The 14,418-nt window shown below is 37.3% G+C and carries 13 protein-coding genes and 2 riboswitches; all 13 genes read right to left on the bottom strand.

The features are described from left to right. Positions 1–537 precede the first annotated feature (537 nt). Complete coding sequence (locus tag ACVYAD_RS23975; protein WP_349661917.1) at positions 538–1,842, bottom strand: NCS2 family permease; 1,305 nt, start codon at positions 1,840–1,842, stop codon at positions 538–540. 133 nt (positions 1,843–1,975) lie between these two features. Next, a riboswitch (purine riboswitch) is annotated at positions 1,976–2,077 on the bottom strand. A gap of 243 nt (positions 2,078–2,320) precedes the next feature. Next, a complete protein-coding gene (locus ACVYAD_RS23980; RefSeq protein ID WP_476428169.1) occupies positions 2,321–2,416 on the bottom strand; it encodes a hypothetical protein in 96 nt (31 codons plus the stop codon). A 152-nt stretch (positions 2,417–2,568) separates the two neighbouring features. Continuing rightward, positions 2,569–2,784 carry a hypothetical protein gene (locus tag ACVYAD_RS23985; protein ID WP_476428170.1) on the bottom strand — a complete coding sequence of 72 codons (216 nt, stop codon included), beginning with the start codon at positions 2,782–2,784 and terminating at the stop codon, positions 2,569–2,571. 344 nt (positions 2,785–3,128) lie between these two features. Next, entirely contained in the window at positions 3,129–4,679 is a 1,551-nt protein-coding gene (gene guaA / locus ACVYAD_RS23990) for a glutamine-hydrolyzing GMP synthase (RefSeq protein WP_476428171.1), read from the bottom strand. 149 nt (positions 4,680–4,828) lie between these two features. Continuing rightward, a riboswitch (purine riboswitch) is annotated at positions 4,829–4,930 on the bottom strand. A gap of 36 nt (positions 4,931–4,966) precedes the next feature. Beyond that, on the bottom strand, positions 4,967–7,153 hold the full coding sequence (locus ACVYAD_RS23995; RefSeq protein ID WP_476428172.1) for a transglutaminase TgpA family protein: 2,187 nt from the start codon (positions 7,151–7,153) through the stop codon (positions 4,967–4,969). Beyond that, positions 7,150–8,331 carry a DUF58 domain-containing protein gene (locus tag ACVYAD_RS24000; RefSeq protein WP_476428173.1) on the bottom strand — a complete coding sequence of 394 codons (1,182 nt, stop codon included), beginning with the start codon at positions 8,329–8,331 and terminating at the stop codon, positions 7,150–7,152. Before ACVYAD_RS24000 ends, ACVYAD_RS23995 begins: the two co-directional genes overlap by 4 nt. Continuing rightward, positions 8,328–9,272 carry an AAA family ATPase gene (locus ACVYAD_RS24005; protein WP_476428174.1) on the bottom strand — a complete coding sequence of 315 codons (945 nt, stop codon included), beginning with the start codon at positions 9,270–9,272 and terminating at the stop codon, positions 8,328–8,330. The genes ACVYAD_RS24000 and ACVYAD_RS24005 overlap by 4 nt, the downstream gene beginning before the upstream one ends. Positions 9,273–9,508: 236 nt before the next feature. Beyond that, the gene (locus ACVYAD_RS24010; protein WP_476428175.1) at positions 9,509–10,189 is read right to left on the bottom strand and encodes an ABC transporter ATP-binding protein; all 681 of its coding nucleotides are present in this window, start codon (positions 10,187–10,189) and stop codon (positions 9,509–9,511) included. A 227-nt stretch (positions 10,190–10,416) separates the two neighbouring features. Beyond that, positions 10,417–11,229, bottom strand: coding sequence for an ABC transporter permease (locus ACVYAD_RS24015; RefSeq protein WP_476428188.1), 813 nt, complete (start codon positions 11,227–11,229; stop codon positions 10,417–10,419). After that, positions 11,229–11,681 carry a nitrous oxide reductase accessory protein NosL gene (locus ACVYAD_RS24020; protein ID WP_476428176.1) on the bottom strand — a complete coding sequence of 151 codons (453 nt, stop codon included), beginning with the start codon at positions 11,679–11,681 and terminating at the stop codon, positions 11,229–11,231. The genes ACVYAD_RS24015 and ACVYAD_RS24020 overlap by 1 nt, the downstream gene beginning before the upstream one ends. After that, positions 11,678–12,949, bottom strand: coding sequence for a right-handed parallel beta-helix repeat-containing protein (locus ACVYAD_RS24025; RefSeq protein WP_476428177.1), 1,272 nt, complete (start codon positions 12,947–12,949; stop codon positions 11,678–11,680). The genes ACVYAD_RS24020 and ACVYAD_RS24025 overlap by 4 nt, the downstream gene beginning before the upstream one ends. Positions 12,950–13,010: 61 nt before the next feature. After that, a complete protein-coding gene (locus ACVYAD_RS24030) occupies positions 13,011–13,649 on the bottom strand; it encodes a nitrous oxide reductase accessory protein NosL (RefSeq protein ID WP_476428178.1) in 639 nt (212 codons plus the stop codon). 377 nt (positions 13,650–14,026) lie between these two features. Next, the gene (locus ACVYAD_RS24035; protein ID WP_349661926.1) at positions 14,027–14,347 is read right to left on the bottom strand and encodes an NAD synthetase; all 321 of its coding nucleotides are present in this window, start codon (positions 14,345–14,347) and stop codon (positions 14,027–14,029) included. Between the last annotated feature and the right edge of the window lie 71 nt (positions 14,348–14,418).

The raw sequence follows: 14,418 nt of genomic DNA on the forward strand, positions 1-14,418 counted from the left end.
ATTAGCTCAAATTGTTTTGCTGGCATCATGTTTGATGTCCAAAATTTTGTTTCGTTCACCAACTCAAGGTTAGTTACTAAAAACTTTATTGATTACGTTTTGCTTGTTCAGTTTTCAAGGTTCATTTGTTTGTCGCATTTAAGTGACTTTCTATACTTTAACATGTTGTTAACTTTATGTCAACTATTTATGTTAATGTTTTGTTTTTGTTGTTGTTTCTTTCGTAACAACGTTTATAAATATATCACCTTAATAGTAAGTTTGCAAGCAGATTATTAAAGTAAAACTATTCTAATTAAATAAAAAAGGAGTTTCTTCTATAATATGTGAATCAACTTCAACTACACATGAAAGTGATATCCTTTACATTGACACTATAACCGCTAATCTCTCATATTAGTAGCTTCCCTTTTCTAGTCATTAAAATCGTTTTATATTTTTATAGTTTTTAATTCTCCAATAAGAAAGCACCTACAATTGTTAGTTTCGTTTCTAACAATTGTAGGTGCTGTTTATATTTCTATTGTGTATTTATAATTAGCGTACCCAGATAAAGTATGCAAGGAAGACAAAGAACAATCCGTACATCATAGGATGAATTTCTTTTTTACGACCCGCTAAAAGCATTGTTACTGGATAGAATACAAAACCTATAGCAATACCAGTAGCAATTGAGTAACCAAGAGGCATCATTATTACTGTAAAGAAAGCAGGTACTGCAATTTCGAATTTATCCCAATCAATTAAACGCAATGAGGATACCATCAAAACACCTACAATAACTAGAGCTGGTGCTGTTACCGCTGGAGTTACCACAGCAAGTAACGGTGAGAAGAATAACGCTATCAAGAAAAGGATTGCCGTTACAACAGCAGAGAAACCTGAACGAGCACCTGCTGCTACACCAGAAGTTGACTCTACATACGCTGTAGTTGTTGATGTACCAAATAAAGAACCAATTGTTGTTGCAAGAGCATCCGCCATCAATGCACGGCTTGCACGTGGTAATTTATTATCTTTTACTAATCCTGCTTGTGTTGCAACTGCCATTAAAGTACCTGCTGTATCAAAGAAATCCACAAACAAGAATGTTAAGACAACAACTAAAAATTTAACGTTTAATAATGAATCGAAGTCATGGAAAATTGGATCTAAAGCTACCATAAATGTTGAATCCACGCTTGGAATAGCTGAAACAACTGCTGCAGGTGGATCAATCACACCAGTAATCATACCAACAATTGCTGTTATAACCATCCCTAAGAAAATACCAATACTGCGTAGTTTAATAATAAGAATAATTGAAAGGACAATCCCAAATACAGCTAGTAAAGTTGAACCAGTGAATGTTCCTAATGTTACTAATGTAGCTGGGCTATCTACGAGGATACCCGCTCCTTGTAACCCTACAAATGTTATAAACAAACCAATTCCTGCTGAAACTGCATATTTAAGTTGGACCGGAATTGCATTAATTACTGTTTCACGAATACCCGTTAGTGAAAGGAAGATAAAGATAATCCCTGAGAAGAAAACACCTGTTAAACCAGTCTGCCAAGGAATACCGTAAGCTCCAACTACAGTGAAGGCAAAGAATGCATTTAAGCCCATACCAGGAGCAAGGGAAATTGGGAATTTAGCGAATATACCCATAATCAGAGAACCGACTGCAGCTGCTAATGCTGTAGCTACGAATACAGCACCTTTATCCATCCCTGCATTTTCTAAGATGCCAGGGTTAACAGCTAAAATGTAAGCCATAGCAAGGAATGTAGTAATACCACCTATTATTTCGCGGCGATAATTAGTTCCTAATTCATCGAACATGAAATACTTTTTCATTTTAAAGAAATCCTCCGTATGGTCGTCTTCAATATCGAAAACAAAAAAGACACACTGACTACTCTACTAGTCGCATGTCTACGATACATTTCATCACAGTTATTGTGAGAAATTAATTTAGTGTCTATACATTAATATATATAACTAAAATCGTAGTCAAGTTATTTACGGTAACTTGGTAGAAACTCACGGGCCTTATCCCCGACATTATACGACGACTTATTTAATTTACAATCGTAATATATCATTTCATTTTTTAGATTTCAACCCTATTTCCGAACATTTTTTATAAATACCACAAGAAAGTTCGTGTAAAGTTCTTATTTGACCTCTTTCAGTAGATGTCACATTTTAAGAAATCGTTTAGGACTTAATGCTTTATCGATAGTTATAAAATAAAAAATCCCCTAGAATTCATTCGAATTCTTGAGGATTTTAATACAGTGACTGTAGGAGTTCTCCCTTGATCAACATATATCTAATTCATCACTTTACTTTGCAAGAGCTGAATCCTTTTTTCTAATTTTTGTTTCCAATCTTCTGCTAATGCATCAACCGCTTGAATTCGTTTCATCGCTAGTGCGTCTTTGTTTTTAAAATACACTTCGTTGCAATGCAAAACTGAAACACACGCAGAATGCTTTTCCACTAATTCAATTTTTGAATCTGCACGGATTGTCCCTTCTTCCAGTACACGTGCAAGAAAGCCCGTATAACCTGTTTCAATTAAACGTTTGAGTAATATGTTCGCCTCAGTATATTTATCAATCGTACATGTTTTTTATCTGCTACATCGTCCCCCTCAAATCCACGAGCGGACAAATAAACTTCTTCCACTTTTCGTTTTTCAATCCCTGTAATCATCGAGCGCCCATTACTATAATGCAATTCTTTTGGCATACCAATAGCAAGTGTATGTATCATCGCTATATCTTTCCCCATATTATCCCCCCTAAAGCTAAACAACGACATAGAATCCTATTTACATTTATTAGTTTACTATACCTAACGATTCATCGTATAACTATTTCTTAATACGAATCTGTTTCATTGAAGGGCCCATTATACTTTGGATTAAATTCAATATTGATCTTTCCAAATACATTCTTAAGAAAACCCGACTTATCAAATTGTAGATCATGATCCGCAATAGCCCTAATTTTTATATTCAACAAAGCAATAAATATTCCCTTTATTTAAATTTATGCTATCCAATCGAAAAATAAAAAGCTCGAAGAAAACCCAATAAAATGAGTATCTTCAAGCTTTTTATAGTTGTTATTTAATTATTCCCACTCGATAGTTGCTGGTGGCTTAGATGTAATATCATACAGTACGCGGTTAACGTGTTTTACTTCGTTTACTAGGCGAACAGAGATTTTTTCTAGTACATCCCAAGGAATGCGTGCCCAGTCTGAAGTCATACCGTCGATAGATGTTACCGCGCGGATACCGATTGCATAGTCATACGTACGTGCATCGCCCATTACGCCAACTGAACGGATGTCAGGTAATACCGTGAAGTATTGCCAGATATCGCGATCAAGACCAGCTTTTGCGATTTCTTCACGTAAGATGAAATCAGATTCGCGTACGATTTCTAGTTTTTCTTCTGTTACTTCACCAAGTACACGGATTCCTAGACCAGGACCTGGGAATGGTTGACGCCAAACAATTTTTTCGTCAAGGCCAAGCTCTAATCCTAATGCACGCACTTCGTCTTTAAATAATGTGTTAAGTGGCTCAATTAATTTGAATTGCATGTCTTCTGGAAGACCACCAACGTTATGGTGTGATTTAATTGTTTGTGCAGTGGATGTACCCGATTCAATGATATCTGTGTAAAGAGTACCTTGTGCTAAGAAGTCCATACCTTCAAGTTTAGCCGCCTCTTCATCAAATACGTAAATAAATTCGTTACCGATAATTTTACGTTTTTGCTCTGGGTCAGAAACGCCTGCAAGTTTTTCCATAAAACGTTGACGTGCATCAATTTTTATAAGATTCATGTCAAAGTCTTCTGTAAATGTTTTCATAACTTGCTCAACTTCACCTTTACGGTTCAAGTTGTGGTCAACGAACATACAAGTTAATTGGTCGCCAATTGCTTTATGAATTAGAACAGCAACAACTGATGAGTCTACACCGCCAGAAAGTGCACATAATACTTTTTTGTCACCTACTGTTTCGCGGATTTTTGCGATTTCAAGTTCAATGAAGTTTGCCATTGACCAATCACCTTTTGCTCCACAAATGTCAAATACGAACTGACGTAATAAGTCGTTACCATATACAGAGTGACGTACTTCTGGGTGGAATTGTACTGCATATAGTTTACGTTCTACATTTGCCATTGCAGAGATAGGGCAAGCAGCACTTGTTGCAATTACTTCAAAACCAGCCGGTACTTCTGTTACATGGTCACCATGGCTCATCCAAACGATTTGTTCAGTTGGTAAGTTACCGAATAACTTGTTTGAAGCTATTACTTTAATTTCTGCTTTACCATATTCGCGTGTTTCAGCACCTTCAACTTTACCACCTTGCGTATGTGCCATTAATTGCATACCATAGCAAATACCTAGGATTGGTAAGCCTAATTCGAAAATAGCCGGGTCTACATGGAAGGCATTTTCGTCATAAACAGAGTTTGGACCACCTGAAAAGATGATACCTGTTGCGTTCATATTTTTAATTTCTTCTGCTGTAATCGTATGAGGATGTAACTCACTGAATACACCAAATTCACGGATACGACGCGTAATCAATTGGTTAAATTGGCTACCGAAGTCAAGAACAACGATTTTTTCTTGCTCTAATAAAGGGCTAGCTGACAAAATTTCCACCTCTTCTACTATTTTTAAAGGAACTTTTCATATGTTCAAGAAAACGCGTATGAAAGTAAAAACTTCCTACGCGTTCATAAGCTCTTGATGTATAAAGGCGAATGCGTCACAAAGAAAAGTGATTTACTAACCTTCTCACCTAACAAAACATTCACCTTCATAGAGAAATCATTTACGGTAATCTCGTAGAAACATCCGAACCTTATTATCGAACTTATATGAAAGCAATCCTCATCTATATATAATTTTTTTCATTTTACTCTTTGTACCTATCAAAATCAACCGATAGTGCGATTGATTAAATATTCCCAACTTTCTTTCAGCTCAACAAAGTCTACCTCGCGTTTGTCCTTACCATAAATATGTTGTTCATATACAGCGGTTAGTTTTTGCATCTCCTCTGTCTCAAGCGATGCATCTACTCTTAGAGCAAATGCTCGTAATGTTTCGCCATCTTTCCTACGTAATCCAATACGAGATAATTGCTTCGTTAAAACATGGTATGACGCATCGAAATTTGTCCAATCTGCTTCTTTTTTACGAAATGCGCGTACTTGCATTTTAGGTATCCACGTTTTACGTTGCATAAACAAAGCGATACTAGCGATAATCATCAAAATGACTAGAGCAATCCATACGTAAATATGCTTTTTCATCCATGTCCACACAGAATCAAAGCTAAACGATGTTGAGTTAGAAGTTTCTTTCTTCGGCTCTTGCTCTTCCTTCTTTGGTTGCTCTTGTTTTTTTTCTGGCTCCAGTACTTGCTCCTGCTGAGGAGTATCTTGCTCAATATCATAATCGATATTCACATTTCCTGAAAATCCAATTGTCGGTTCAAACTCCATCCACCCTGTTCCAGGTATATACGCTTCCACCCAAGAGTGTGCATTATCATTTGTAATTTGATACTCTTGTAAACCATCTGATATTCGACCAGGATTACCAGGTGCAAAGCCTTTCACCCAGCGTGCAGGTATCCCTGCCGAACGGAGGAGCACAACCATTGATGTTGAGAAATTATCACAGTAGCCGATTTTAGTATCGAATAAAAACTGATCAACATAGTCCTGACCCTCAGCAGGGATGGCTACTTCTTTTTTATCGTATCTAAAGCCATGAGATGAAAAATACTTTTCAACCGCTTTTATTTGATCATAGACTGAATCTTTATCCTGTGTGATTTCTTGCGCTAAATTCCCTACACGTTGTGGAAGTGTGTCTGGCAATTGTAAAAACCGGTCAAATGACGGATCTACTGTTTTTAGCGTGGATGGGTCTGCCATTTGGAGCTGTTCCATGCTAAATACTGGCTCACTATAAGAGATCGTATAATTAGATAATAATTTTGACTCGCCATTCTGTTGTTCTATTGCTATTTTTTCAGTGTGTTCATCTTGAATAAAGAGCGGTGAATCCTGGGTAGAAACAGATATCATGCCATATGTTTGAATTAAAAAAGGCATCGGAACAGCAATGTCCATGTGAACCTGTCGCTCAGTTTCAGGAGATCCAACTTGTAATGAAGTTTGGATAGGAGTATTGGTCTCGTAGACATTTTTTCCAAAGTTCCCCTCAGAAAGAATCCAGCCCTTCGAAGTATAAGTATCCTTTGTATCGATACGCCAATAATGACGATCACGGGTAGATGCAGTAAATATTAGTGTATTATCACCTTGGAACGGTCCACCTAATTGGCTATCGTCGTCGCTGTAACCAACTGTTTTTTCGCCTGTTCCAATGCCATCTTGCCCTGCCACCCCCTTAATAAAAGGGACTGGATCAGCCCAAATTGGCCCTGTCTTAGGTAAATAGAATGCCACTCCACTAACAAGCATTACCGAAACAACCATCGGAATAACCAGCTTCCATTTTCCTATGAAATTGCTCTCTGCATCTGTTTGAAGCCATAAGCGCTTAACAAAAAGCAAGCCTGTCATTATTAATCCAAGCACAATAACTTTAACAATTGCCACCTTCCCATCATAGTCACTAAATGTATCTAGTGTGGCAATAAAGAATACTGTTAAAGCAAAGAAATAGAATATATTTTTTCGCACGGTTATCCAGTGGTGTATCAGGTATATTAACATCCAAATAAGCGCAACGAAGAGCACCGTTCTAAATGAATCCGATACTTTTCCAAAATCGCCCGAAAGGAAGGCAGTCATATTCCATTTCCATTCATGCATTAAAAACGGTATTGTCTGTCCAGAAAAAAAGGGACTTTCACTATAAACAAACACTATAAACCAAGTAATATAACCAAATTTCACTAATCCCGACAGTATTGGGTGCACTTGAAATAAACTGAGTACCAATGATAAACCGATGAACACTAAAAATAAATGAAACACTCCTGTATTTGTTAGCTGCATAACAGGAATAAGCCATTCACGTAAAATCAGAAAAATAATTAAGTATGCTATTGCTAATTCGATAAAATTTCCTAGTGATTTTTTCACGGCTTCATCACCTCCGTGAACAAATGGTAATAATCTGTTGGATTTACATGTACAACTTGAATTTGCCTATAACGCTTTGCCAAATTTGTTTGCATAGGCGGCTCCTCCGCTACTACAAAACAAATACAGCTTTTCACCATATTGGCAAGAGAATGAATTAATTCATCTGATACTTCATTCGTAACATATAGTAATGTTGCAACATGCTTAAACACTTGCTGATCTTGAAATTGGAATTTGACAGTTTCAGCAGGTTTTATAGCAGCTAAATGGTGCATTACTTGATCTAGCTGTTTATTACCTTGAATAATCGGAAACACCTTCGTGTTAAAACCAGCTGAAACAAATGAAATATCTCCACGTTCTTTGACAATGGTTTGTAGCATCGATGCTACAAGCTCAATTTTTTCTTCAAATAAGGAAGACTTTCCGGCATGGAGTAATAGCATTAACTCCTGTGATTGTCGATCTTCAAATTCTTTAGATTGCAACGTTTGTGTTTTCGCAAATGATTTCCAGTGAATCCACGAAAAACGGTCACCTGGAACATACTCACGTAAACCAACAGCCATTGATGTATCCTTAACAATTGAATAAGGTGACATCATTGTACCAACATCAAATTTTGTTTGAAGCGCGGCATACCTCATTTCGCGTACTCTCGGGTATACTAAAATGACTTGTTCCTTGTCTGCCACAACTCGCTTTTTTGCCCAGCCAAAAAAATCACAGAAAACAATATTAACACCTAAGTAACGATGCTCGCCACGGGACATATTTCCCAGCACATAATTCCAGCTAAATTTTTTCCTGAAGCCAACGAACTTAATGGTATTCGTTCCTTGTACCCTCGATTGAATAAGGACTTCACTGTTTACAAGTTCCTCCATCATCATATAAGCAAACGGAAAGCGTGTTTTACGCTCTACCGTAATTGTTACCTTAGCAGATTGTCCACTCTCTACGCGGGAGGGCTCAATTTTGCGTTCCACCAGTAAAATATCTTCTTTCACTAGTACGAAAATAAGTGCGTATAACAAAAACGGACTAACTGTAAAAAATACAAACCAACTGACAAACCCACCTTGGAACATGGCATAACAAAACGTTATGATCATTAACAAAGAAACTAAAAGGAAATGTTTACTTTTCTCTATTAAGGCTTGCCATTTCTTCATTGCTCTGCAAACCTCTTTGTTGGCACAGGTACTTTCGCAATAATTCGCTCAATAATTTCTTCTGCCGTTACGTTATCATAGCGAGCATCTGGCTTTAATATTAAACGATGGCTAAAGACAAATGGTGCTAAATATTGAACATCATCAGGAGTAACAAAACTACGCCCTTTTATAAATGCATACGCTTGTGAAGCCTTCATTAAAGCAATCGTTGCACGAGGACTTACTCCTAAATGTACATAGTTATTTTCCCTCGTTTGAGTCGCCAATTCGACCATATAGTTTTTGACTGAATCCTCAACATACACACCTTGTACAAGCTCCTGCAATTCAATTAATTGCGCAACTGTTAGTACTGCTTCAATTTTTTCAATCGGTTTACCATGCTCAGCACGACGAAGAATCTCCACTTCTTGCCCTCTTGAAGGATAGCCCATTTTTATTTTTAGTAAGAAACGATCTAACTGTGCTTCTGGTAACGGATATGTTCCTTCATGCTCAATTGGATTTTGAGTGGCCATAACGAAAAATGGCTGGTTGATTGTTAAGGTTTTACCATCAATAGTAACAGATGCTTCCTCCATCCCCTCAAGTAAAGCAGATTGCGTTTTTGGAGATGTACGGTTAATTTCATCCGCTAAAATTACATCTCCCATGATCGGACCAGGTCGAAATTCGAATTCCAGCGTTTTCGGATTATAAATCGACACCCCTACAACATCTGACGGTAATAAATCCGGTGTAAATTGAATCCTTTTAAATTGTGCCTCAAATGTTTTTGCCAGTGCTCGAACCATCATTGTTTTACCGACACCTGGTACGTCCTCAAGCAAGATATGTCCCTTTGCTAGCAGGGCTACTATGCTAAGCTCTGCAACCTCTCTTTTGCCAATCATTACTTTTTCTATATTTTCTAATACATTTTGTATTTGTGAATTCATAAATTAAAAAACCTCCTATTTCACCCAACAATTATTCGAATTGTACGACAACTTATTTAAGAATAACGAAATATGTTTAGTAACACAATTATATGAGACGTTCATCTATTGCTTTACCACTATAGTTCGGCACTTAGCGAGAAAAGTAATAATACTTCAGCATGAAAAAGAAGGCCTGCCTGAAAACAATCAAAGCAAACCTATCTTTTAGTATAACGTCATTATCTATCAGAATGTTACAGATTTAATTTTTTTAACCATAAATTCTCTAACGAAGATGAATTTTCTTGTAAAAGTATTTCCTCTAATTCACCAGAAATAAGTATGTTCCCTTCGTGTAAAACCAACACATCGTCCGCTACTTCTTCCGCAAAAGACAGTAAATGCGTAGAAAATATGACCGTGCAGCTCCTTGCTTTTTCCTCTAGCATCATTTTTTTCAGCTCTGCAATCCAGAATGGATCGAGCCCATTAGTCGGCTCATCTAAAATAAGCAAAGAGCCATCACCGAGTAAACTTTGAGCGAGATTAAGCCGTTGACGCATCCCCTTCGAGAAATGCTTCACTTTTTGCTTTCGAACATCCCATAAAGCAACGCGGCTTAGTACTTCCTCCTGTTCATTTTTATCAATCTTCTTTAAAGAGGCAAGTAGTTGCAAAATTTCTGCTGCTGTTAACATAGATGGAAAGTCCACATCATCAGGCATGTATCGAATGGCTTGTGGTTTATGCCATATTATTTCTCCTGATTTTTGCTTTTCCTGTCCAGTTAGCAGGCGAATTAAAGTACTCTTACCAGCGCCATTTCCCCCTACAAGCGCTAAAATACGCCCCGTTTGTAAAGAAAAGGAGGCTTCATGAAGACCTCTATTATTATCATAGATATTCGATAACTTCTTTGTTTCTAATAGCATCATCTTCTATCCCCTTTCTATCAATTATGCCTCGGCATAATTGCGTCCAGAATCGGCTTTGTGCTTAGGCCTGCACGAGGGCCGACACGATGTCGGTCATTTCGGTCATGCCACAGGACGTGGCGTTTTTACCGATGCAGGTCAGTTAGCCGTTATCGCATGGATGCGATGATTTTAGGCTAACATCCACAAAGAACTCCTTTCCGATTCTATGACATCCGCCGGAGGCTTTAACTTCTTTCACTGAAAGAAGTTAAAAGTAAGTTAGTGTAAGCTAACGGACATACTATCCAAAGCAATGTCACAGCTATGTATACTGCATAACCTAGTGGCGACGAATAAAACTGCGTTACTTTATAAAATGCTGGCCCAAGAACACTCGCCTGATCTGTAAAAATAAAGTAGCCAAAGCGTAGCCACTCCACAGGATTAATATGTATCCCTATAATCGTCAGTTTTTGAAGAGTATGACCAGCCACAACAGTTCCGATAGCCATTAAAGCGTAAGAGATAAGCAATAAAAAAACGGACCAAAGAACAAGTGACAACGACAGTGCAAATAATCTTGTTTTTGCAAAGGCTCCTACTGCAATGCCCAATGACACAAAAATGAAAATGCATAGCAAAGTTAGAACAATGAAGATAAGTGGCAAACGCACTCCTCCAAGAAAACCACCCATCGCTAATATTACGCCAAACGCCACAGCCACGACTAATAAAAAAGCAAGCACAGAGGCAATATACTTTCCTGCAATATATTGCCTACGTGTCATTGGATATGTCTTTAATAAAGAAAACCATCCTGATTCCACATCACCAGCTACACTCATACTACCGATCGTTAATATAAACAGCGGCAATAAAAACAACAATACATTTAAAAAGGAGGCTGTCTGTCGTGTAAAACCGTCTACATCTGGTAATGCCATTTGCTGAATGACAATGATAGCTGTAAACACGAACGTGAAAAGTAAGCCTACAAGTTGCATCCATCGACTTCTGAGCATTTGCTTTAATTCTAGTTTAATAAGCATACTATTCATCAATTATGGATCCCCCATTTAAAATCGTGTAAATCCTTATAGGCTAGTAGCCGGCCTTCTCCCTCTGTCTTCATCCATTCCTGTGCCGCTTCCTTCGAATCGAATGCAACTACCCCATAATTCATCGGTGTCCAATAATCTTTGTTGTACACATAAATAGCGTTAAAAACGTCAATCCATTCATTTTTTGCCGCATCTTTAATATAGGCTGCTCCAACCTCCTCTTCCCCGTTCGCTTTCATATATTCCATAAGGCAACCAATATCATCAAAAATTTCATAATCGCCATTTTTCAATGCAATCTGGCCAGCATATGCATTATGAACGATACTCATATTACAAATTTTACATACATCAGTTTCACTAACTATTTCACGAGGCTCATATGTTTTTTCACTACAGCCCACCAATACACCACAACATAGCAATACACTCATCAGCCATTTTTTCATTCTGTGATCCCTCTTTTCCATAGCCATAAACTACTTAGTGCCAAGAATAAACCTACTAGCATTTGTACCACGTTCATCTTGTTCTTCTCTTGCACATGCTTCATCGCCAATTTCGGCGTATGATCAACAAGCATATTCTTTTCAGTTTTATTAATTTGCTGATCCAGAGATGTCAGTAAAAGGACGCTCGGAGATGCTACAAAATATTGGTAAACAGGCTGGCGTACCATCCATTGACCAAAGCTTGACACAGCCACATATGGAATATCACCGATGCCATTGTCTTTTAAATCAATCCCTGAGTAATCATCATAATAATTATTTTTCAGTTGAAAGCCTTGCTGATCGGAGCGCGCCGTTAAAATATTCCCTGTAAAGTTATTACTATTAGCCAATGTGTCGTTACTGACCTTTGTACCTTCAAGGGCAGTTTGGTTCATCTGAAAATCATTTGATTCAATTTGGATAGTTGAACTTTTCTGCATCGCAACACCAGTCCGATTATTTTTGATTGTATTATGTTTAATTTTTGCTTGCTTCACATCATACAGCAGCATACCGTAGCCATTAAAATCAAAATGATTAGCTATTGTATTATTTTCAAGGAGAATGTCTGTTGTCATCATTATCATAAGGCCAGTCACATTGTGAACATATGTATTAAAAAGTGCTTTGGCATCACTTGTATACATAAAATGCGTACCATAACGACTGCTCGTCACCTTATTACGTTGAACAACAATACGCTTTACCTCCTCTACATAAATTCCATCCTGCACTTGCTCAATAGTATTGCCTTCGAGCGTAATGTCCTCACTTTTAAAAACAGCCAACCCATTACCTTTTTGGGAATAATGATCCTCGATACCAGTCACATTGATTTCCTGTATGCGCACATGTTTGGAGCGTTGTATATGAACACCTGTATGAACATCTTTCATTTGTAACTTACGTAGCTCAAGTCCATCTACATTACTAACAACGATTGCTTTACTTTTTCCTGATAACGTTATATTTTCCACACTGACATTAGTAGTGTTTTCAATTCGAAGTGCTGGTTTGTCACTTTCACCGATTAGTTCAGTTCCCTCTTCGCCTTGTAGTGTTATCGGTTTTGTCACAATAAAATTACCTCGGTAACGACCAGCAGGAATATGAACGACCTCCCCTGGCTTTGCGACATTAATCGCCTCCTGTACATCGAAATCAGCGTACACTGTCTGACTCATGAATAGAAAAAATAATAAGGCCAACCCTATTTTTTTCACCAATCCTTACCTCCCAGTTCAGCACGAAAAGACTAGAGGAATCTCCCCCTAGTCCATTCAATTAATGACTATGACCGTCTTGATTCTTTTCTTCCATATGCATGGAGTCAGATTCACCTTTGGCCTCTTTTTCAGCTTTTTCTTTCATTTTCTTTTCACGACGCTCTAATGCATCGTCTTTTATTTTTTGTAATTCCTCTACATGTGCAGTTGGATTGTCAGCGATATATTTGTCTGCATCCTCTTTATCTTTGAAATAAACATATCCCCAATTCATCGGAGATTTCAGGTCTGTTTTGACGATAGTTGCATCATCAACCTTTACCCAATCTTTTGTATTAAAATCACGTACAAATTTTTCGTTCTTTTCATTATTTGCAACCTCGGCATTTACTAAACAGCCGATGTCATCATAAAAGGTAACTGTTCCATCCTCTTTTATTGCTTGAGTAGAGAATTCCCCCATATCTTCGTCCTTCATATATACTTTCATATTACACATTTCACACATTGTATCTTCTTTTGGTTCTTGCAAACGTGGATCCACTAAAGAAGCGACTTGCGTAGATTTATCCTTTGCTTCTGCCTCATTTGCTGTGATATCTTGCTTCGTTTCTTCTTTCTTCACTTGATCTTTGTCTGTACCACAAGCCGCGAGTAAAAGTGATGCAGCTAGTACTGGTAACCATATTTTTTTCACAATTGCTTCCCCCAATTTCGTTTTTCTATTACTAATAATTACTTTACAGATAAGTTGTGAAATAAGTTAAAAATCACTGTGAAGTATTGGAAAAATTACCTTGAATATTCATTGAACGTCTCGACTTCAAATATTTTGAATGAAACATATATACTTTCTATTTTTTATAACGCTATCGGCAAAACAAGGGGTTGATTTCCGTTCCGGCTGGGCGCTTTGTTGTTTCTTGGTCTACAGAAAAGTGAGTAGTCTGGAACAGAAGTCACCCTATTCAAAGTGCCTCACAATTCATAAAGATTTTATTGACACTACTTTGGTTTTCAATATAAAAAAACTCCCTACATCCTGAATGATGTAGAGAGTTTGAATTTATGATGTTATATAGAAGAACGGTAACTATTGAGAAACTTCTTTTGCTTGCTGACCATACTTAGCTTTACAGCAGTTTCATTTAATTCATTACGTATTTGTAAATCGTAAGCATTGTCCACAAAACTAGCCGCTACTTTATTGGGACGTTGCTGCTGGATTTGCTTAGTGTTACTTAAATGCTTTTTATCTTTATTCTTTAGTAAACTGTTTTTAAACTGTTTCTTCGGATTTTGTCCGAAATTATGGCTTAAATCCCCAGCATGTAAATACTGTTGTTCGTTACGAAATATACTACTAGTCGTCGAACTTACTCTAGAAGTCCTCATAAATAATTACCCTCCTTTACTTTTTATCAACTTTGTAGGTATATATATCGACATTATATGCTCGAACTTAA

Source organism: Lysinibacillus sp. G1-3 (assembly GCF_056322905.1).

Bases quoted from the DNA above. Each gene is read 5' to 3' on its own strand.
- ACVYAD_RS23975 (WP_349661917.1), bottom strand. From the start codon at position 1,842: ATGAAAAAGTATTTCATGTTCGATGAATTAGGAACTAATTATCGCCGC.
- ACVYAD_RS23980 (WP_476428169.1), bottom strand. From the start codon at position 2,416: ATGAAACGAATTCAAGCGGTTGATGCATTAGCAGAAGATTGGAAACAA.
- ACVYAD_RS23985 (WP_476428170.1), bottom strand. From the start codon at position 2,784: ATGGGGAAAGATATAGCGATGATACATACACTTGCTATTGGTATGCCA.
- ACVYAD_RS24000 (WP_476428173.1), bottom strand. From the start codon at position 8,331: ATGAAGAAATGGCAAGCCTTAATAGAGAAAAGTAAACATTTCCTTTTA.
- ACVYAD_RS24005 (WP_476428174.1), bottom strand. From the start codon at position 9,272: ATGAATTCACAAATACAAAATGTATTAGAAAATATAGAAAAAGTAATG.
- ACVYAD_RS24010 (WP_476428175.1), bottom strand. From the start codon at position 10,189: ATGATGCTATTAGAAACAAAGAAGTTATCGAATATCTATGATAATAAT.
- ACVYAD_RS24015 (WP_476428188.1), bottom strand. From the start codon at position 11,229: ATGAATAGTATGCTTATTAAACTAGAATTAAAGCAAATGCTCAGAAGT.
- ACVYAD_RS24020 (WP_476428176.1), bottom strand. From the start codon at position 11,681: ATGAAAAAATGGCTGATGAGTGTATTGCTATGTTGTGGTGTATTGGTG.
- ACVYAD_RS24035 (WP_349661926.1), bottom strand. From the start codon at position 14,347: ATGAGGACTTCTAGAGTAAGTTCGACGACTAGTAGTATATTTCGTAAC.